The sequence below is a fragment of the Bariatricus sp. SGI.161 genome, from assembly GCF_050313695.1.
GTDB lineage: Bacteria > Bacillota > Clostridia > Lachnospirales > Lachnospiraceae > JAFBIX01.
Genome location: NZ_JBNPLX010000001.1, coordinates 274,655 through 298,608 on the forward strand (window position 1 = coordinate 274,655; position 23,954 = coordinate 298,608).

1 protein-coding gene is annotated in these 23,954 nt (G+C 45.9%); it reads right to left on the reverse strand.

Annotated features, from left to right (window positions below; genetic code table 11):
• Positions 1–37: 37 nt before the first annotated feature.
• The gene (locus tag ACQRBH_RS01350; RefSeq protein WP_427760736.1) at positions 38–23,938 is read right to left on the reverse strand and encodes an InlB B-repeat-containing protein; all 23,901 of its coding nucleotides are present in this window, start codon (positions 23,936–23,938) and stop codon (positions 38–40) included.
• Positions 23,939–23,954 lie beyond the last annotated feature (16 nt).

Below are 23,954 nucleotides of genomic sequence, written 5' to 3' on the forward strand. Positions count from 1 at the left end.
TAAATAATTCTAGTTGCTATTCGAACACAGTTGTTCTTTATCGCATTCTCCATCTTCTCTTTCTGAGGCTCAAAATCGCTACCAAAGACAACAGCATCAGATATACATACATTATTGTCTGTGACGCATCTCCTGTTTTTGCACAGCCTCTTCTGCCTTTACCTTCAGTTCCTAAAGAAACAGTCTCCTTACCGGCCTCATTCGTATCGGATGGTAACCGATAACCATTTACATAGTAAACACCGCCATAGAGTGAATTAATATTCACATTTCCGGTCACATAGATGTATAACGGATTATCCCTGTAGCCGGCATTTCCATTTGCCAGTATCGTCAGATTGTCTGCGACAATATCTTTGCCGGAGACATCGCCCTTTGCTGTAAGGTCGATATCTTTTCCATACATGCCTTCAATATCCAGCCTATCGGAAATATTATGGATGAAAATGTTTTCTGCATGCAGAAGAATCTTGTCCAGATTTGTTCTGACCGGAGCATCTTTCTCACCGAAGTTTCCATCTATTGTTGCCTCCAGACGCTCTCCGCTGATAATTGAGTTCTGATCTTTCATCTTGATGTCACCGCCCACATCCAGTTTGATTTCCTCATCTGCATGGATGCTGTCGATGATAAGATCCTCTTCATTTTCAATGTAAATATTTTCACCATCTGCCTTCAGTTCTTGGATCTTAAGGCTGAGTGGATTCTCTTTTTCTCCAACATCTCCTCTGGTAGAAATATCAAGCTTTTGTGCCTGAATCGCCGGCTTTGTGCTTCCCTCCAGATCACGGATGTCGCCTGTTCCTCGAATCATCACTGTTCCGTTTCCGTCATTGCTCTGGATAGAATCAATGGTAAGGTCATCTGTTGATCTCAGATGTACATCGCCGCCTGCATCTACGGTTACAGTTCCATCCACCGCAAGGGACAGTCCATGGTTGCTCTTGCCAACGTCTCCGCCTGCTGTAAGATCCAGGCTGCCACCTGTCTGAATCGTAGGAATCTCTTCTCTGTCCTTGGCATTATCTACATCGGCTGCCGCATCATCGTAAGCTTTCTGTGCTGCATCCACATCTTTTTGTGCCTTATCAGCCTGTGCTTTCAGCTCATCACGTCTTGCTATCGCATCTTGGAGTTCCTTTCTCGCTTCTTCTGCGATCTCATGTGCCTGATCGTAAGTAGCCTGTGCATCCTCAAGAGCTTCTTTGGCTTCTGCCAATACCTTCTGCGCATCCTTCAGTGCTTTCTCGGCATCCGATAATTTACTTTCAGCATCACTCAATGCCTCTTCGGCTTTTGCCAATGCTTCTTCGGCACCCTTAAGCTTCTGCTCTGCCGCTGCAACTGCCTCTGCATCAACAGGGTCTTGAGTAAGACGATCCTGCAGTTCTTTTGCCGCCTGTTCAGCAAGGTCTTTCGCTTTCTGCTGTGCCTGCTGTGCTACTTCCTCTGCAAGTACTGCAGTATCCACCGCATCCTGAGCATCCTTCAGTGCCTGATCGGCTGCATTCTTAGCTGCCTTTGCTGCATCCAGAGCATCTTTTGCCGCTGTCTCTTTTGCCTCTGCCTCTTCCTTTGCTTTTTCAAGAGGTGGGATAACCAGTTCTTCCTGTACGCGAAGATCTGTGTTAATCTCATCCAGCACATCCTTCGCCTGATTCAGTGCATCCTTTGCATCTGCCTCTTGCTCAAGAAGGTCATCCTTTGCATCCAGAATGTCACCCGGCACTTTCAGTGTGAAGTCTCCATCTGTCTTCACATTTTCCAGTGTTACGTTTCCTGTAAGCTCTTCTATCACTGCACTCTCAGCGATTACGCTTAAGTATCCGCCATCGGCCGCATCCACTTCCAGTGGGTTTTCATCGGTTCCGACTGTTCCACCTGCAGTAACACGAATGTTCTTACCTTTCAGAACTGCCTTATGACCTTCGTCACCTTCGGATACCTCCACAAAGTTTCCATCCACTGCAACTGTCAGATCGCCATTTCCTGCTGTCAGGGAATCTACATACATATCTCCGGTTCCACCATGAGATTTATCTGTATTGCTGACACTCAGATTCTTCTCTGCTGAAACAGTAAGCTTACCGTTCTGTGTATCGATCTGTGCATCCAGGCTGTTCTTTGCATCCAGATCCACATCACCGATTGCATCTACGATCAGCTTATGGCTGATATTCACGATAATTGGAGCTTCATTTGTGCCAATCGTTCCTCCGAGAATACTGCTTGTTCCGCCGGTTGCTCCTGCTGTGATATTCGGAACTGTCTGTCCTTCTGTTCTCTTATCGAGAACAGCACCATAACCTGTATTACCTTCTTCGTCCGTAACTGCTCCGGCTGTCAGATTCACAGTTCCCTTCTGTGCGCTTATCACACCAAGTCCCAGATTGCCGCTCTTCTCAGTAATCTCTATATTACCATTTAAAGCCTCTGCACTTACAAGAGTGTCAGCCTGCGTGTCAAATACATACTGTCCAGTGTAATCCACATAAGCCGTGTAAGTGATTCTTCCGTCTGTCTCCACTTTAAGCTGTGGAGCGGACGCTTTCTCACCGTCTGCTTTCGTCAGGATTTCGTTGGTAATCTCATAGTCTTTTGCAATCTCATCTACCACAAGTCCAATGATAGAATCCTTTGCGCTTAATGTTATTTCATTTGCTGTGATATTCGCAGCGCCATCTGCCTGTACAAGACCGATGATACTTCCACCGGCTGCTGAAATATCCACGTTTCCAAGTGCCTTTTCTCCAGGAGTCAGGTCACTTCTGTTCGTCTCAATAACGCCTACATGCAGATCTCCTGATGTCTGTGTTACTGTAATATCACCATAGTTGCTGATATTGATACCGTCTTTTGTACCGGTAGAGGTTCCGATTTCTACAGTCAGATCAATCGGATCTTCCGGTGTATAGTCCGGTGTATTCTTGTCAGCCTCTGCCTTCATCTGATCCAGAATTGCCTGCTTCTGTTCGTCTGTCATACAGCCATTGAACAGTTCAATACAGGTTGCTTTGCTGATTTCATCTTCATCACTCATTGCGGTCAGGATCACTTTCTTAAGAACCATGGTTCTTTCTTCCTGCGTAAGCATATCTTTTAAAATCTGTGCCTGATATTCTTCCGTTAGTTTTTTCGCCTGGAAAAGTACATCATCTTTCAGCTCTTCATCCTCTGCTGCCTTCGTCAGGACTTCTTCCAGTATACCGCCTGTCAGAATTGCAATCTGCAGATCCAGACGTTTCAGTTCTTCCTCAGTGAGAGTCTCTGCTTCCTCTTCTTTCTTAGATGTGAGTTTTTCCAAAGCTTCTGCTTTCTGCTCTTCAAATGCCTCCTCATCGTTGATGTCAACGCTTACATCTGATTCATCCGGATCCACTGGCTTCAGCACTTCCTCAATAATCTCCTTCTGGTAAAGCCGTTCTACAAATGCGTCATACGCATCCAGCGCGGCATCTGTCAGGCTTTCTTCCAGAAGTTCACGGAAGCTGTCTGTATCCTGTGTTCCAAAAAGCGATACCAGTTTTTTGATCACTGCTGCAAATGCAGTCTCTGCTTCCTGCTTCTCTTCTTCTGTACTGTCTTCTGAATTCATCACAGCTTCATACTCATTCAGAGCCTTTGTGATCGTTTCCGCGATCTCTTCCGGAGTTAAATCTATGATGATTGTCTTCTCGCCATCTTCCAGATTCGGATCCTTATCAAAGTCTTCCGTCAGATCGTAGTGCTGTGCACCGCGGATAAACATATCTTCCACTGTGACAACCTTAAACGGTACCTTCGAATCAGTCACATCCACTACCAGCGGAAGTTCCTTAGAACCAACATCTCCACCAAACTTAAACTCTGAACCATTCTTATAAACATCTTTGCCAAGAATCAAAGTACTTGTAGTTTCTTTCGATCCCTCCGGCTGCAGTACAGCCAGCAGGCTTCCGGACAGGTCAAGTACAACTTTCCCCTGTGCATTCATCGTTTTCTGAATGGTCAGATCTCCGGTTCTGCCATCGGTTGCCTCTGTATCTTTCGTTGTGATGGAAAGTGTTGCATGTCCATTCTCTGTGCTCTGAATATCCGCACTGTGAATGATAACATTTCCATCGGTTGTGTTCGTTTCAAGAACAGATGTATCCTGAAGTTCTACATCCTGCATCGTAATATTGCCGTTCTTGTTCGTAAGTTGGACTTTTGACTGACCGGATAATGTCACATTGCCTGTCGTGATCGTTCCGTCCTCTGTGCTGACATCCAGCACTGCTTCTTTTCCTGTCTCTTCTGAATTGTCACCACCTGTTACCTGAATTTTATCAAAGATTACATTTCCTTCATCCGTAATCTCCAATGTAAATGTAGAGTTCTCTTTAAACTCCATGTTCTTAAATTCTGCATTGCCACCTGTTACTGAAAATTCAACAACTGCCTGCTCTAAAGCATCTCCACCGATGACTGAATCCTTGAATAATACATTTCCGGTAAAATCCACATAAGCTTTTCCGGTGAAATCTCCCACGTAGCTGAATGTTCCGTCTGCATTTTCTACAATTTCCTGGCAGAAAAGAACTTTTGTAACAGAATCTTTACCAAGTGATTCTGCTTTCATCGGGTTATCCGAATCACCATACAGCGTAGTGCTGTCTCCTTTGTTTGCAAGAACAAGCTGATCGGATTTAATCTTGCCATCCATCGTTCCGGTCACATATACGGTTCCATTCTTCGGACTTGTGGTCTGGATAAAGGTATCGCCGCCTTCTACTGTGCCCAGATTGATCCGTGTATCGCCTTCCAGCTCGCTATAGATTCTCAGAGTATCTGCAACAAGTACGGACAGAGCTTCCTTAGAATCTACGTAAGAGGCATCCGGCATAATGAAGAATGCCCGATTCTTCAATTCAGTTCCTGCCGTTGTATTATTGATGATAGACAATAACATGGAAGAGCCATTGGAAAGGCCAAAACCACTCTCCAGCGTTGTGCCTGCCGCGCGGCTTGCACGACTTAATCTGGTTGTCGTAACTTTCTTCAGATGAACGCCATCTTCTTTTTCTTCATATCCATACTGCTCATCAACCTTGGTCAATTCTACCAACTTATTACCTTCGGAGTATCCGAAATAATGTGCGGTATCGTAATTGTAAAGGCTGTATGAAGGCATTGGATTCTCTGTGGTGTCCTCATGCAGTCCATATACACTGGTAAATACATCCTGGGCAAGTTCAATAAAGTATGTAGGTGTGCCCGCGGAAATCGTGGTCGTAAGTTTGCCTGAAGCATCTACCTGATATTCGGAATATGCATCCTGCACTCCGGTTTCACCATACTCATATGCACGGAAGGTTCCGTCCGGTGTCAGGTATGCAACAATATTGCCGTTTGCGTCAAGGTACAGGATCGTTCCTACCGAAAGTCCAAGCTTCTCTGCAACTGTTGTAGTACCGTCCACCTTATAATTATCTACCACTCTTGTGTAGCGGTCAATAATTGCGTAACCATTTGTGTCACGTGATGCTGCAAATGGATCCACTGCATCTTTAAAGTACAGATATGCATCATTCGCTTCCGTATCTTTAATCGGAACGATGATCACTGTATCCTCCAGATACTCTATAACCGGAATGAAGCTGATGCCGTGGATTCTGGTTTTCGTAGTTAAATCTGAATAACATGCTTCCGATAATTTTTCCAGCATTCCTGACGTCAGATATACATAACCATTCGTAACCTCAACCGGTTGTCTTATCAAGTTGCCTAAACTATTGTAAAATATTAGTCCATTTTTAATATCATATCCGCTGATTTGATACTTCTGTACGCCGTTTCCATTTGTAACAGCATGGTAAATCTCATATACTTTATCGCTGTCTGTAAGATAATCATAATGCTTGTTTCCTTCGCTATCCACGAAGTAGTAAGCTGCAATCTGAATATTCTGTTTCAGGTTCGAATCTGCCTCAATGAATGCCGCCAGTGCCTCCATGAAGTCCTTCTCACGAGAGCTGATCTTTCCTTTGTTGCTGTTGAAGAGCTCATTAAGTTTGTTGAACTGCGCGAAGCCGGAGAAGTAAGTATTTATCTCCTCTTTACTAAGCTGAGGAGTATCACTCTTGTTCTTCCAATACAGAGACATATACATTTCCGTGTATACCGGATCACCGTTCTCGTCCAGCTTCTGCTGCATATTCGGAGAAATTCCAATGGTCTCATCCATCATCGAACCAGTGTTATCGGAATTCTGCTGGGTTGCGATAAAGCTGTACTCTCCATTCGGGAACAGTGCAAGTACTCGGTCCGTAATAAGGAGAATTCCCTTTGTATCTGTCGTCTGATCAAGGAAACGATAGTACTTTGCCTCTCCCTGCGAATCGGTTGTCTTCACATAACCGCCGTTCAGATTCTCTCCACTTACTGCTCCGGTTCCGGAAAGTTTGATCGCTGCAGTCGGAATCAGACTGTCACCCTCAAACAGGAAGAATACGTTCCTCAGTGTTGTAAGGATCTGTCCTATCTGACCGTTTGCAGTTGCTGTCAGATAATACCATCCGTTTGCTCCCAGCGTTAATGAATATTTGTATATTCTAGATTTTCCGCTGGAAGAATTGGTTACGTTAACATATACGATTCTGCCATCCCCCTTGAAATATACATTATCATTACCGCTGTACTTATATACAGTAGTCTCTACCGTCTTCGGCAGAATTTCTGTACTATAACCTTCATTATTGCTGACTGCAGCTGCGGTAATATTCAGAGACGTATTATCGTCCTTCTCAATGGTTCCTTCTCTGCTGATAGCACTGGAAGTGTCATCCTCTGTCAGAATCACACGGAAGCTCCATGAAGTCTTATAGCTTACATTGCCGAAGAAATCTTTATATTCTGTCGTTGCACCCAATGTCACCGTTACTGCCACATCAATATTTTCTGTGATGATTGGACGGATGACCGCATAAATGGCATCCCGAATTGCATTCGCATAGGTTTCTCCTGTTGCCGCGGTATCTGTCACCTGACTGAGGATCTGTTCCACATAGCTGTTTTGCAGCATTCCCATTTCCGCGTTCAGTTTGTTTGTTGCTTCTGTTACTGCTTCACTCAGAGTCTGAAGATCTTTCTCAGTTACCGCTGTGATCGTACCCTTGTTGTACAGGTATCCTTCCTCGAAGATGTAATGATTATCTTCGCCTTCGGTTGTAACCTTTACCACATGGTATGAAGTTCTTCCCTGTTCATCAATATCCTCCAGAAGAATCCACGTATGTGTCTTTCCACTACTGTCGGTTTCTGTCTTGATGAAATTACCTGTCACTACAGTATTGGTTCTTTCATCCAGGAATACCTGCTTGTAGAAGACGATGATTCCGTTTGGCAGCAGCCATCCGGTTCCATTCTCCATGCCGGAAGATTCAATGTAGGTAGTTGCACCGTTTACACCGATCTCCATATAAGCAATGCCGTCCTTCATGGTGATTTTCTGGTCGAACTCTGCCCCGCTTCCCGTGATGGTAATAACCGGATTTCCATCTGTATCTGTCGTCACGGAAAGGTTGCTGAAGTCAAAGATTCCGCCGCTGTAATCATCAGTCGCATCATCTGAGATCCGGTTGATCACTCTGACGAGCTTATTTGTCACCTTGTCAACAACTACTGTTGCACCATTCGGAAGCAGATAAGTGTCGTACTTATCCGTCTGCTGTACTTTGTAAGCATCAGATACAAAGGTGATTGCATCCTGTTTATTGACCAGCATACCATCCTTTGTGATCCAGAAATCTGTTTCTTTTCCATCTGCATCCTTAATCTGTACTTCTTTAAATGTATTTCCTTCCGCCGGAAGTGTCACATAATTCATTTCTCCACGCGGAATGGAAATGTAGTAATCATCATCCGTCTCCGGCATATTCGCACATACAACCTTTGGTGCCGCCACATCAATGACTACCGTACTGCCTCTACCGCCAATGACCTCCGCAAGATTCAGTTCTGCCTGAATGCCCGAAGCACTGTTCATCTGTGTCTTTGTCATCCACTCGCGAACCAGGGTAAGCTTAAGATAGATTGCTCCGTCTGCCTGAACCTTTACTTCATTTGGTCTTGCGTTCTGTGCTTTAATTGCAGTTGTTCCGTCATAACTGCTGATATCGAAAACATATGCCCGGAAAGGATTGTTCATATTCTGCCCAATCTGTCCTGCTCCATCAATATACAGCTTATTTGCTGCCACAAAGGAAGCTCCTGTTGTGTAGAGATTGCCGCCATTCATATGGATGGTCAGAACGCCCTCTCCAAGGTCTGTTTCCACACGACCGTTCATCTCATCTGTCTCTTTTCCGTCTGCAAATGTGACATCACCGATTCCCAGAGATGTTACGGTGAGTGCCGGTCTGTCTTCATCTACCGTATAGGTAAATGAATCATTTCCTTCTGCATCTGTACTGATGTCCGGTGCTATCGCACTTTCATTTTTCAGCACCGCATTCATAACAACCAGATCCAGATCTGTGTGATTTGTAATATTCACATTTGGAAGATAACTGTTGGAAATGATCGTACCCTTTCCGGAAATATTTCCAACTGCTGCGGTCATCTTCATGCTTCCACCGTCATCGTTATACAGCTTATTGATCGTAACGGTGTTTCCGTCTTCGTTTACTGTTAAGAATTTCTCTGTCGTTCTGTCTTCCGTAGTCAGTTCACTGTCCAGTCCGGAGTATTTGATACTGTCTTTATCAAAGATATCAATATAGGTTCCCGCTGCTCCGCCGCCTACATGTGCAGTACCGTTGAAAACGATATTTCCTGCATTATTAAACGTTCCTGTCTGATTGGCTTCTGCATCTGAATAGAGGATTACTTCTACCAGCTTATCCACCCATTCCACTACTTTCTTGACAATCTTTTTGATCAGTTTGCCAAGAAGTGGGATCTTACAAAGAACCTTCACTACTTTTTCTACAACAGTCTTAACCTTTGTCCACACATAGTTCACTACTGTGTTTGCAATTGCTGTCGCACTGCGGTCAATTACAGAGCTTGTGAGTTCCGGTGCGCTGGAATCCAGAAGAATATCCTTGCCGGCCAGCTCGCCTTTACCCGTTACCGTAATATTTACGGTGTTGGAGCCACTTATCTCTGATGTCGCATATACTTTTCCTGTGAATCCAACTACCTCTGCATAAGACTCACTCTTGATATTCTGATTGTCAACGGACGCTGCGACTGTAAGAGTCTCGATGCCTCCTACATATGCGTTGTCGATCTTTGTATTCAATGTGTTATTCACATTGGATGTTGCAACCGCTTCTGTTTTGGAACCTGCCGATGCTGTATATGAGATTGCATTTGCATGAATCTTCTGAAGGACGATATATGCACCGATCGTCGTATATTCTCCAAGAAGTCTTGCTTTCTCAGTTGCATTTTCAGCAATCTTTGTACTTACATTCGTTGTTGCAGTAATCTTTGCCGTACTCTTATTCGATGCAACTGCTGCCGATGCCTTTCTGTATGCATACGCGTACATTGTCATGGCCTCTTTTGAGCGGATATCCAGTGTGCCGTATTTTGCTTCGATATCACTTCCGCCGCCTACCGTCGTTGTTACATTTGACGTATAAGTAATGTTGGCACTTGGGCCTCCGCCTGCATAAGCTGCTCCTGAGCTTCCCTTGGCAATACTTTCTATCGAGCTGTCCTCATCACCTTCTGACAGTATCTCAATATTTCCGACAACTGCGGTAATCGCTGCACCATTTCCTACGGTTGCACTCACATTTCTTGTAACGGTATTGGCTGCTGTTGCCGAACAGTTGGTACCTAAACCGTATCCGGAATCCTGTACTCTGCTGTAAAGATCGAGTTTGGACTTGGCTCTTGCAGATACATTGCGCCATGCCTTTACTTTGGAATTATTTCCAAAACCAACCGATACATTCTGACTGTTAACTGTGTTCGTCACAGTAGAAGAACCACCATTTACGATACCCGCATTCAGAAGTCCAATATCCGTAACTGCTTTGATCAAATCTGTTGCAGCAACATTAATGTCATTATAGGATTCTGCTGTTCCGTTAATATATGCCTGTGTATCCGTCTTGCCTGTATAGGTTGCTACTTTGTAGAGTCCCAGGTTTGCACCGCTGACTTTCGTTGAAGTGTTTACCTTAGCCTCGATATCGATCAGAGACTCTGCCTTCACATTGATATCGTCTGTATCCCCTTCTCCTACAGAATAAACCTCGGATCCGCTGCCAATGTATGCTTTCGTGATCTTTCCGTTTGTTCCTTTGCCTGCAGAAGCAGTAAGCTCTACGGAATTTCCGCTTGCAAGTGTAATCGAAACGGTCGGAACAGATCCCTTTGCACGCACTGTCGTTGTTCCTGTTGCAAGAATGTCTACACTCTTTCCGGTTACCCGGCTTCCTCTACCACCAGCGATATAGGCTTCTACCTGATCGTTGGAATCTGTAGTTACATCGACAAATCCAAGACTTACCAGTTCTACGTCTACGGTCTCCTGTGTGGACTCTCCGGTCACCGTTGAAGTAGTCGATGCTTTCACATCCACATCACCGTCTGCTTTTACAACTGCATTTTCAATGTATGCCTTATTTATTGTAGTCGAGGATACATCAACAAGATTTGTCTTTCCGCTTACAGCACTGACATTTACAGTACTCTTGTTGCCGCCTGTTGCTGCGTATCCATCTGCAGTAAGTGTTGAGAGTACTTTTACATATCCGTCTGCATCGATTCCGGTATAAGAATCGTAATCCTTTCCAGGTCCTGAAATATAAGCACTCTGGTTTACCTTAAGCTCTGCTTTTGCTTCACTGACGGCAATATTTATTTTACTTAATGAAATATCTGCAGTTTCTATCTTCGCATCTACGTCTGCGTCGCCGTCCGCACTTACTTCTACGCTACCGGAAGCTTCTATACTGCCCATTCCTCTGATAGAGGCACTTGCACCCGTTGTTGCCTTTGCATGGGCAAGGTTCACCTCTGCGCTCTCATAACTTGCAGACACGCCGTATTCTGGCTGTGTGCTCACAGCATATGCCTTGCTGTAATATGTTGTCTTTACATATACGTTTTGCACATTGGATTTGCTTCCTGCTTTTGTAGTCCACCATGACCCAAAGCTTCCGGAAGCATCGGCATTCATCACGAGCACACCAAGTCCGAGATTAGCCAGCTCTACGTATGGATTTGCTTTGCCTGCATATGCATTGGAAGTTGCATCCACCAATACTGATACATCACCGGCATCCACAGAAACATTGTACATATATGCCTGTACAGTCGCATTGGAGGTTGCTGATACTGTATGCACCTCTCCATTTACAAGGCTTGCATTTACCAGTCCTGCTCCACCTACATCTGCCACTGCTCCGTCCGGAATGTTGCTTCCGTCCTTCTTATTAAAGCTGGAAAAAACCTTCACATCTTTGCCTGTTGCAATCAGGTTTACACCTTCGATATAAGCCTTCTGTTCTGCTTTCAGTTCTGATGTGACAACATTTGCCACGATCTTAATTCCATCTACACTGGCTTCAGCATCTGCCAGTCTTGCCACAGATTGTGCTGTACCTGTCACGGTCACATCTACTCCACCGGTGGCTGTTACAGTTCCGGAACCCTTGATATAGGAGTATGCTTTTACTCCAACAGAGGCCAGTGCTGTATTATTCTTTACAGAGACTGCTTCGATGGAAATGTTTCCGATTCCAAGTCCCGGCTGTCTCGTCTCAGCTTCTGCCCGTGCCTGATAATGATTATCTACTGTTATCTTGCCTGCTGTAATCGCACGAGCAGTATCAATATACGCTTCGAAAGTGCCGTTTGCCAGTGCCTTCAGTACGTTGATACCGATACTGATACCACTTACCTCGCCGACTTTATCCACCAGAGAAGCCTCTGCATAAGAGGTACTGTCTGTCTGAACAGTCAGATTACCGGTCAGATCAATCCCTGCATCTTTCATATAGGAACGGTTGGTTGCTTTCATCTCTGCAATCGCCGTATTCAGCTCCGCTCCTTTACCTGTCAGCTCAAAGGAAGTATTGTCTGCTGCGTTGCCGCCAAGCTGTGCCTTTGCACCTTCTGTCTCACCTTTATTCAATTCAGAAGTCAATGATACGCTGGCTCCATAGAGATCCACGCCGTTTATAAATGTCTCCTGAACCGCACTGATATATGCATTTACTGTATTCGTTGCTACCGACTTAGCTGATGCACTTAATACAGGTGCTACTACTTCTGCATGTGCATACGCTGTTCCTATTGCTCCCACAGTGATACTGCCTGCACGCTTATCAGTGCTTCCGATCGCTCCGCTTCCCTTGATACCTGTGTTCGCTTGTGTCATTACGTCTGCAAACGCAAGGTTCGCTTCACCACCGTAGTAGCTTGCATTTATTCCTCCAAGTGCCGGAGTAAGAACAGCATCCGCCTTGCCCTTCCATGTATTTGTAATGCTGATATTCTTTGCATCAATCTTTCCGGTGCTTTCCAGAAGTGCCTCAAATGTTCCTGCAGCTCTTGCATAGCCTACCATCACACCGACACTTAACCAACCTGCTTTCAAGTTGTCTACGGTAATGGTTGCAACAGAATCTGCAGTATTTTGAATCGTAATATTGCCATTGCCTGTGATCGTCAGATCTGCTGCACTTGCCTTAGCTCTGGAAGTCGCATTACTGAGTGCGGTTGCCGTATTCGCTGTCACACAGGCGATTCCTGCAGATGCACTGAAAATAAATGCCTGTGCCATGGAATTCGGTGTGATCGTCTTCGTTTCGCCTGTCAAGACTCCTTTGTTCTTATATTCCAGAAGAACTCCAAACGGACTGCCCTTTGTATCAACCTGATTCTGTGTAGATTTTACTGTCAGGTTACCTGTTGTTACCTTTGCATTTCCACTCAGAAGTGCTTCCTGAACGGAAGAAAGTGTTGCATATGCCATCGATACATTCGCTGCAATGCCTCCTCCTGCTGCATTAATCACTACTGCATATGCCTTGGTTCTGCCATTTGCACTGATATCGAGTGTATTATTCGCAGTCAGAATTCCGCCTGTTCCACCGACTTTCGCACGGTTCACAGAGCCATTGATGGCAACTGCAAAGTTCAGTGCGACCGCAATGCTTCCTGCACTACCTGTGATCACCGTGGTGATTGCCTCGGTATCATAAGGATCTGTGTCTGTACCTGCATGAATCGTAATATTCGCTGCTCTTACAGTGGTTCCCTCTGTCTCAACCATTGCCACGTTCTCGCTCTTGATCTGAGCGACTGCTACAGTTGCGCCCACTGCTACTGATCCGCCTACAACGGACGTTGCGTATACATTCGTATCTCCATCCATTGCGGATGTGATATCAATGTCTCCTGTCACAATGACATTCGTCTTATTGATCGCTGCATAACTCTTTGCACGGTTAAACCCGAGTGCAACTGTACCATTCACAGCCACACCGCCTATTGCAAGGCCCAGTCCGCTGACATCTGTAGCACCATCCAGCTGATTGTCTATGGTTACAGATTTTACTGTGATGGTTCCAGGTGCAGAAGCACTGGAGGATTCGATTACCTCCTTATCCGGAGTCACACCGATATAAGTCAGCATCACCGGACGGTTCACAGCTACTGCAGCGGAAACGCCGATTCCTGCTACACCTGCTCCCATGCTTACAATGATCGCTCTTGCATCTGCCTTAAGTGCTCCGTCCATATCGATTGCTGCATTCGGTGCATTATTCGGGGCATTGATTGTCACGCCCTGCCCGATGAATGCATCGAATCTGCTTCGGTTCACCGCTACGGAGATCGGTACGGCTACACCGGCTGCCCCTGCACCTACTGCTGTAGAGGCTGAAGATGCATTTGTAGTTCCGTTTATTTTTACATAAATTGTTCCTGTTACATTACTGATGTTTGCATTGCCACCGATAGAAGCCTCTGTACGACTCTCGAAATAAGTCACTGCTACAGAACCGCTCACACCGGCTATACCGGCTGCTGCTGCCAGCGTGATTGCCAGAACAGTGCCATACTGGGTCTCTGCCTGTACGGTAATATTCTGTGCCTTTGTGATGTCTCCCATCATTCTGGCATATGTCTTGTTCATCAGGTTCAAAGATGCCACTGTCACGGATACACCTGCAATACCGCCGCTTCCTGTCACGCCGATCAGAAGGATCGTGGACTTATCGCCGGTTGCTGCTGTGTTACCCGGATCAGACTCAGCAACTTTATTATTTATAGTAGAAGTACTGTCTGGATCTTGGTTCGTCTTTCTGCCGAAGTTGAATTCCAGCTCTGCCTTCTTAACTTCATCTGCACCGGAAACTGCGGTAACACTCACATTTCCACCTGCAGAAATTGTTACGTTATCTTCTACGACTGCCTGAACATTGGAGTAAAGAACTGCCACAGATACACCTGCACCAACACCGGCGTATGCGCCAACTGCAATCGAACCGCCTGCCATGTATGCGCTTAAGTTGTCATCGGCATGAACACTCACATTTCTGCCTGCCGTTAAGCTGGTTCCAACATCGCCGCCTTTTACAACTGCTGTTGTGGCATCGGAAAGCTCTGTTCCGTTTATCGTTGCACCCTGGGTACCGGTCTTTACGATTCCGTCTGCGGCACTGTCGTAGGTGGCATCATTCATGTTGGCATCGCTGCCTTCTTTGTTATCTTTTCCACTTGTATCCTGACCATAATTGTTATAGTCGATGGTTCCATTTCCTTCTGCGGTTCCTTTCGCACTGGATCCATCACTTGCCAGAAGGACTGTAAGACTCTCCTGTGGTTTGTATCCCTGTGCTGCACTGTGTGCCTGTGAGAATGCTCCATCTGTCTGTTTCTGTGGATCCATCGCTGACGCTTCGTCATTGGATACATAGATACCATTGTGTGCATCTTCTGTCAGGAGACTTCCTGCAACCACTACCATAATGGAACCGGATACACCAACACTTCCGCCGCCGACTGTCAGTACATATCCCCGTACGAGACGATCGGATGCTGCGGATACGGTAATATCTCTTCCTGCGTTGATTGTATTGTTGTTTCCGATCACGGCACTCACGGTATTGTAAGATACCGTCGTCAGTACGCTGACACCCACACCTGCTGTTCCGCTGGCTGCCACAGTACCGACCACTGCGATGAGATCATACTTGTCATCTGCTCTTACAGTGATATCGGATTCAGAACCGGTTGCATTGATTACTACATGATCTTCTGTATATGCCTTTGTAACAACCTTTGTCACCACAATGTCAAGCGTACCGCCCACGCCGGCTGTACCACCGAATGCTGCACCTGCTGCGTCCGCTGTAATAAGTTCCTTTGAAGAAGCGAGGATCTCGACAGAACCTGCCGCATAGATCTTACTTCCGTTCTTGACGTATGTTCCGTCCTTGACATATGTTCCGTCCTTGACGTATGCCAGAGTCTCATTATAGAAATACGTAACAACCGCAACTCCTGCTGCACCGACTGTGCCGCCGAGACCTGCTGCTGCCGCAACATTTACAAGCGTACTGTTGGTGTCCGCTACCACCTTCACAGCTAAAACACGATTATCTTCTGTACCGATGCTTCCGCCAAGAGCCGCTGTTACATGGTTCTGGAATACAAGGGCATTGGCACCGCCTGCAACACCAGTTGACGCACCGGCACCGAATGCAACTGCGAGAAGGATCAGATCGTCATTTGCATGTGCAAGAACTTCTACCTTGCCCGGACAAGTGATGACATCTGTTGCACCTGTCTCTGCTGTTACTTCTTTATTAAATACAAGTGTAACGACTGTCGCACCTGCACCGATACTTCCGGCTGCTGACAGGGATCCTGCCAGATTCAAAAGGACTGTATCGTCATACGCCTTAACCTTCACACCAGGGAGAGGGTCGGCTTCTTCTGAACCACCGTCGTCCTTCTTTTCTACCGTGATGGTCACGTGTTCTCTTGCAGTTGCCTTTACAACATTCTTCACAACAAGAGTATTGATGACACCATTCACTGCATTGCTGCCGGCAAGTCCTGCTGCAATGGATACCATCACGATATCTTCTGTTGCATGTGCCTGAACGAGTACATCATAGACAGAAGCAAGTCTCGCGAAGGCTCCCAGGTTTGCCTGAATATCATTTCCAACTACTGCAGTATTGATCGTTGCACCCATTGCATTTGCACCTGCTGCGGATAATCCTCCAGCGATCAGGTAAATGCCGGAGTCTGCATCTGCTTTCACTGCAATCTTTCCGCCGGAACTAATGTTTGTATAGTTATCCTCAGTTCCATCCTCGATTTCTGCAAGGATCGTACTGTTATTCACGATAACAGGAATCACACCCCTGAGGGCATTTGCTCCTGCCGCACCGCCTGCAAGCAGAACAAGAAGAATCATTTCATCTCCTGTTGCACCGATCTCTACATCTCCGGTATTTGCTGTGATCTGAGACGGTGCTACGGTTGCCTTAATATTTCTGTCAAGTACATTGACACTGACTGTTGCACCCACTGCATTCTGGGCACCGGCACTTAATGCCGCGTTGATCTGGAAGAGCTTTGCTGATCCGTCTGCACGAATCCGTACATGTTTCTCTGCATAAATCTCTTTTGTTTCTCCAATATCTGTCAGCGTATCAGAATCCGATACAAGAACACTGATCGTACCAGCTGTACCTGATCCGGTTGGCGATGCACTTGCGCTTGCCAGAACGCTGATCAGCTGCTCCTCTGTAAGAGAGGAAATGGTGACAGATTCACCGGTACTCTTGATTACGCAGCCATCCTTTACAATTGTTTTCGCATTGCTGTCTGCAACCGTAACATTTAATGTTCCGCCTGCTGCTGTCGATCCGCCGCTGACTGCTGCACTTGCTGCAATCAGATACAGATCATTTTGCTGCTGTGATGTGATGCTGACATCATCTCTTGCTATGATCGTCACATCATTTCCAACATTGGAAATTGCCTCGTTCTTAAGAACGATCGCACTGAAGTTTCCGCCCATTGCCGAGCCGGCTACCGAAGCTGTGACTGCCGCTGCCGCAGTAATGACAAGAGCATTCATGTCAGAACTGCTTCGCTGTGTATATTTACCTTCTGTAGCGGTAATCTCTGTATGATCTCCCACCTGAGCCTTTACAGAGTCCTCATCGTACAGGAATCCTATCGTAAGTCCTGCACCAATATTAGACCGGCTTGCAGAAAGAGATCCTGCAATAACTCTTGCATTGCCCTTGCTGTCTGCTATCAGTTCCATGTTCTTAGCAAGCACGATCACAACATTCTCTCCGATAGATGCTTCCACCTGATTGAAGAAGAAGACCATTGCGATAGAACCTGCTGCGGAGAGTGTACCGGATACACCGGATACTGCTCCGGAAATGGCTTCTGCATAATAGTTAACCGATGCCAGGAAGTTCAGTAAATCTACGGCATCCAGAATACGTTGTGTATCCAGATTGATCTGTACTTCATAGGACGCCGCTGATCCTGTTCCGTTTTTGGACATATGGATAATGCCCTGCTCGGAAACCGGAGGATTGGCACCGCCTTCACTACGTGTGATCAATGTCTGCAATCCATAAGGAAGCTCATAATCAGAAAGTGATACTTCTGCCTTTACTGCCTGAATGCTAAGAGAATCTGCATGGATTACGGCATTATCAAGAACTTCCGCTTTCACGGTGTTCTCTCCATAGATAAATGCGTACGATGCACCCATACCGATCTTGGCACCTTTGGTAGATATAGAATATCCACCTGCACGTACAGCAAGCTTACTCTTATCCATTGCAAGGATCTTAATGTCACCGCCGATCAGCTTTCCGTCAATGAATCTTGCACTGATCAACTGCACGCCTTCGCCTACAGTCACGCGTGTCTCTGCCTGAGATACGAGGATCGCTACCGCACCGGCGATTCCTGCCTCCACATCTGCATTCACAACATCCAGTGCAAATGCCGCACCTACACCAATAGACTTGCCGAAAGTAGTCACAGGTATCTGTGTCGTCTCTGTTCCTGCCGGAATATCTTCAAAGACTGCTTTGATGCTTACATCAAAGTTCGGCATGTAGAATGCATAGGTATGATTTCCAGGATTTTCAAGCGTAACGATCTGCTTTTCCTGCACTTTTCCATTTCCATCTGTATAAACATATACTAGCGTTCCTGCTTTCAGCTGCTTGCCTGCTGCAGGTACTACCCGAACCTGTACTTTATCGCCCCACTTGGCAGTTGTAGTATTACTCTTTTCTCCTGCTTCCGCCGGAGTCGTCACATACAGCTCTCCTCCGTCTTTGTTGAGCATTGGAACAATAAATATATTGTGCGGTTCTTCTTCAAACGTTACCTTGACCGTAATCGTCTCACCTTCACCGAGTTCCAGAATTGTAAATGTATAGTTTCCGCCACTTTGTGTTACTGTAATAGCTTTACCTGTCCTTGTATTCACTGCAGTAACGGTTCCGACCTTGTAGCCCTCTAATGCAGTCGGTGTTACCGTTACATCCTTACCGTTTACAGCTGCTGTATATGTGCCGCCAACGGAAGAAGACAGGATCAGATTTCCCTGCTTCTGTTCCGCCTGATCCGGTGTCACTCCACTTGTTGCTCCGGATGCTCCGGCAGACAGATTCTTATCTGCTTTTCCGTCACTTCCCACTGCGGAACTTGCGGTTGTCTCTTCACTCTGAGAAGAATATGCTCTGACGATCAGATCTCCTCCTGCAGTCACTTCATTCGCAGAATCACCAATATATGCTTTCGTACTTCCGTTCGCTACGCATATCGCAATGCTTCCTGCCACACCTACCTTCGAAGCCCCGGCTCCGGCAACTGCTTCCGTCACAAATGCATGTGCCGGTCCTCTGTCTGTTTTCTGAATATCTACATTCAGCCAGGTAAATGCCGCATCCAGTGCTGAAGTTGTAAGGACTCTTCCAAGCTGTGAGAGCAGATTCTGCGAATTCGTCTTTAACTGCTCTACGATATTACTTCCTACGATTTCCTTCAGCAGGAGAAGCTTGGACGGATCTTTTCGGAAATCCATTTCCTCATAACCTTCTAACGGTGTTCCCGCAAGCATCGTCTTTATCGCCTGCTCTGAAAGATTTGCGATCGTATCTGAAAGCAGTTTATTGAACATATTCACGTTCTCATTTCCAAAGAGCGCTTTCAGCCCCATCTTCTCTGCTGCCTGATCTACGAGCTCTGTAACAAAATTCTTTACCTTAGTATTTACATCTGAAGCTGATCCATTATTATCCGCTGTTACGTCTTTTTCATCTTTCGGAAGCAGCGCTGTGATCTGAATATTGCCGCCTGCCGTAAGACCTGCCTGATCTACATATGCCTGGTTTACAAAGCTTACAATATTCAATGCTGCAGCTGCACCGATACCAATGATCGACTGCGTCGCAGATGCGTTCGCATAGATCTTTGCTTCTGTCAGAGCAACAGAAGATACGATAATATCCTCCACTGCTTCCATAGACAGATCACCCAGAATCTCAGCGATACTGCTGTTCTTCATAACATTCAGATTGAAGGCTGCAGCGATATTCATATTACCTTCGCTAGTCTGTGCAGTCTGACGATTTTCCGTCATATTGCTGACCATGCCAGGTTGAATATTTTTATTTCCAGTAGTGCCTGCAAGCTTGGAGGCACCACCGATACTCTTATCTGCCTGTTTGTCCGATTCTCCCTTGGACGAGGCAGCCTCCCCGGAATCACTTCCGGAATCGGTGCTGCTTCCGGAAGTTCCTGATGATGATCCGGACTGGGCTCCATTGGCTCCGGCACGTGCCGTAGACTTCAGTCTGCTGATGCTCTCAGAAGCGACCTTGATATTCTGTGCCTTGATACTTCTATTTAAAGAAGCTCTTGAGCTGTCATGATATACCGTTACTACCGGAGAAGCTCCAACGCCTACCATACCGCCTGCTGCTTCTGCGTTTGCTGCGATCTCACGATAGATATTGCTTGCTGATGAAAGATCAAAGTCTCCGCTGATCTGCCACTGGTTGTTATCATCATTATTTACCGCGCCGATATATGCTTCTGTTCGTGCACCGGATATATTCACTGCCAGTGAAGGAGAGACAGATATGCCGCCTGCGCTTCCGGCTACTGCGGATACCCTCTCCTCTTCGGAATGCTCTGCTTTCACCGTTACATATGATAAGTTATTTACATTTATCTTCGTTCCTTCTTCGATGCCGGCTACTACATCAACACCGGTGACTGCCACTGCGATTCCTGCACCTACACCGATGCCTGCTCTTTCGCTTTTGCCTGCATCTGCAACTGTCTCTACACGCTCTTTTGAGAACGCATTCAGATTGATGGCTGCATTGTCTCTTAAGGTAACCTCTGCATTCTTTAATACAACTGCTGTTGTCTTTGCAGATGCAACATGTACTGTAACCGCTCCGCCGACTCCGATCGCGCCCTGCGAGTAACCTGCATAAGAACGTGCCAGCGAAGTAATTGGCTGGTCAGCGTTACCGGAGAGTGCCTGGATATCCAGTCCGCCGGCTGTAATCTTACCATTTTTAATGTAAGCATTATTACTGTGGTTTGTTACGGATACATTGACTCCGACACCGAGAGAAAGCGGGGTCGGATTATTCGCACTTCCATTTCCCTCTACAAATTTTCCGATAATCGTAATGACTGCTGTATCACCAAGCGTTGTCGGAACGGTAAATTTGTAAATACCGGATGCATCTGCGGTAATGTCAAATAATTCAGTTGTTGCTGCAGCACCGGTTCCTTTTTCGATACTTGCCTTTAAAGAATTCGGCGCCAGCGTGTATCCACTATTCGGAGTCACACGAACGGTAAGAACATTGCCTCCGTCCACATAACCCGGTGCGGAAATGACTCCGCCTGGCAGACCCGTTAAACTGTCCTTCTGTACTTCAACCTTAACCTGATACTTTTTGTTCGTTCCTGTTCCGGCTGTCACAACGATGATCATGCCATCGCCGAGTACTGTGCCGGCCGGGAGTACGAAAGTACTGTTTGCTTCATTGAAAGTAATCTCTCCGTAAATGTCTGAATAATCAATCGTCGTAGAGGTATTGCCTTCCTCTCCAAACATGCTGCGATATCCATACTCGATCTTAACACCGGTGAGATTCTGTCCTGCCGTACTGCTTTTAAGCGTAACAGTATCTCCCGCGTCTGCTCTTGTTTTATCTGCTGTAATATTACCCGGAACAATGATCTCATATCCACTCAGGGCAAATACAGCCTTTATGGTAATATCCTTAGACGGCATGATAAATGACCATTTTCCGTCCGTACCCATTTTGATTTCTACTATATTATTCTCTGCTGTCGAACCTGCTGCCGGAGTGTCATAATAATATACCCTTGACACTTTATGGTCGGATGTAGCAATAACAGTTACATTTACTTTGTCTCCCGTCTGTGCTGAAGTCGCTGCACTTAAAGTACCCTCTGCTACCGCCGGATCTGTAGTCTTAATATTATGAAGATCTCCTTCGAACAGTGCCGTAATGGATACATATGCATTCTGCGTACCTTCCGGTAAGTGCGGCATTGTAAAGTAATAATTTCCGGTATTCTGATCACGATCAAACGTTCCGGTCATCGGATTTTCCAATGCATCTTTCAAAACATTGCCTGCCGCGTCCTTGATACTCCATGTAAGTGAACCTTCTGTCAGCTTATATCCTTCAATCGGCTGTACTGCTACCGCAACATTCTCACCCGCCTGCGGGTTCTGATTATTAGACTTAAATGTCACCGTTCCGTTGGTCGTTGCTTCTATGATTACATTGCCATGTTTCTGCTGTCCGGTAATAATACCGGTATTTGCCTCCGGCTGACCCGTTACAGGATTTGTCGGAGTTGTCTGCGTCGCACTGTTCTGTGTGAAATTCGATGCATCTGCATTGGAATCCGCATACGTATCAGCCTCAGCAAGGAGGTGTAATGTTCCTCCTGCAATGATTTCGTTTGTCGTATCAATGTATGCATCATTCTTGTTGATCACAATATTCACAGCCAGTGCTCCCGTCACCTGAGAAGATGAACGGCTTGCACTTCCGCCTGTTCCGCCTGATGCTGTGCCAGGTGCTGCATCTTCGAATACCGCATCAAATGTCAGCACTGTGCCCGCCATCAGTTCCGGCATGGTCAGGAAATATTTTCCTGATGAATTTTTCGGAATCGTATACGTAATCTTCTTTCCGAGACTATTCGTATAGATTGCCTTCAAGCTTCCTTCCTGAAGCTGTTTACCCGTTCCCGGATTAACGGTAATCTCTACGGTATCACCTGCGTTTGCCTTTGAACGGGAAGAAAGAATTGCACCTTCTAAAGTTTTTCCGTCAAAGGATTTCTTTTCAAAATTCTGAATTTCAAAATTCCCCACATAGGATGGATTCTGTGGAGTTGGTGTCTCCTCCGTCTCTGAACCTGAGGTACCTTCGTCAAACAGATCACTAAGTCCCATATCTGCGTCTTCGTCCTCATCAAACAGATCACCAAATCCCATATCCTCATCTGCTGTATTGTTCTCAGTCTTTTCAAAAGCAGCTACAATCGTTACTGCAACTGCCGGCATCTTGAATGTATAAGTTCCGGTAGATGTATCAATGCTTCTGGTCACATAAGATGCAGATCCTGCTGGAAGATACGAATAGGTAAGTCCTACAAGTTTATATCCCTTATTCGGAGTAACCTTTACCGTAACCAGATCATCTGCCTCTGCTCTTGATGGAGCAGATATTGCACCATGTTCATTCGTCTGAGCTGTAATCGTATTGCCGCTTTTTCCATCGATTCTTCCAAGAACTGCATTCAGCTTTGCTGCTGCGCCCTGCTTGAATCCATCTTTTGTATCTGCAAGCTTTTGCTTCAGCTGCGTAATAATCGAAGACAGTTTTGCCTTAACTCCGGATACCGTCTCTCCGCCTTCTGCATTCTGCTCTGTCGAACCGCCTGCCGAAACCGCTGAAGTTTTTACAGTTTCAGCTGCCTTTGCATGTACAGTAACATCACCGGCTGCTTCAATTCTTCCATTACCTTTCAGAGCAGCATCCACATCCTGAAGGACAACTGCCACTGCGAAGAAACCACCGAACTGATTTGCGATACTTCCGATTCCTGTCGGTGTGCTGCTACTTGGATTCTGTGGGTTCACAGCATTCTCGGATGTCTGTGGTGCGGTTTTTGAAGATTTGGTAATCACCGTCGTGTTACCTTCTGCTTCCATTGTCACATTGCCACCTGTTGAAATAAGTGTACCAAGCACTTCCACATGAGAGTCGTTGACAATGACTGATAATGCCAGGGATATCGGAATGCTTCCCACGGTTGAGATTGTTTTGAGTTTTACATCACTCCGGGAGCTTAACTTTATATCCCCATTTGCAGTGATCACTGCGTCTTCTCCTACATTCACTTTTGACTCTGCAACAACTACACTGATTGCAAGAGGAACGAAGTATTCTGCCAGGTGCTTATTATCAGCCTTTGCATCAAACTCAGATGTCGCACTTGCTGTCACTGCACCACCTGCAGTAATGCTTCCTAATATATCTATTTTAACGTTTCCGATTTTTACATTTATAATAGAAGGAACAATGTTATTCTTCTGACTGCCACTTGCGTTCAATGTGACATTTCCATCCGCCTCAAGGGAGGCGTCTTTTCCGATCACGATTTTTGAACTTGTCAGTACATCCATTGTACTTACGCTGAGTGACTTATCTATTTCAATCAGATTATTTACTTCATCTGGAACTCCTATATCTAATAAAGTGTCATTTTCACTTGCTTCAATAATAATTTCTTTTGCCTGAACTAATCCTTTTACTTCAATATTCTGACCAGTGAGATGAACCTGCATACCCTCTGCCTGAATCTGATTCACCACCAGGTTCTTCGCC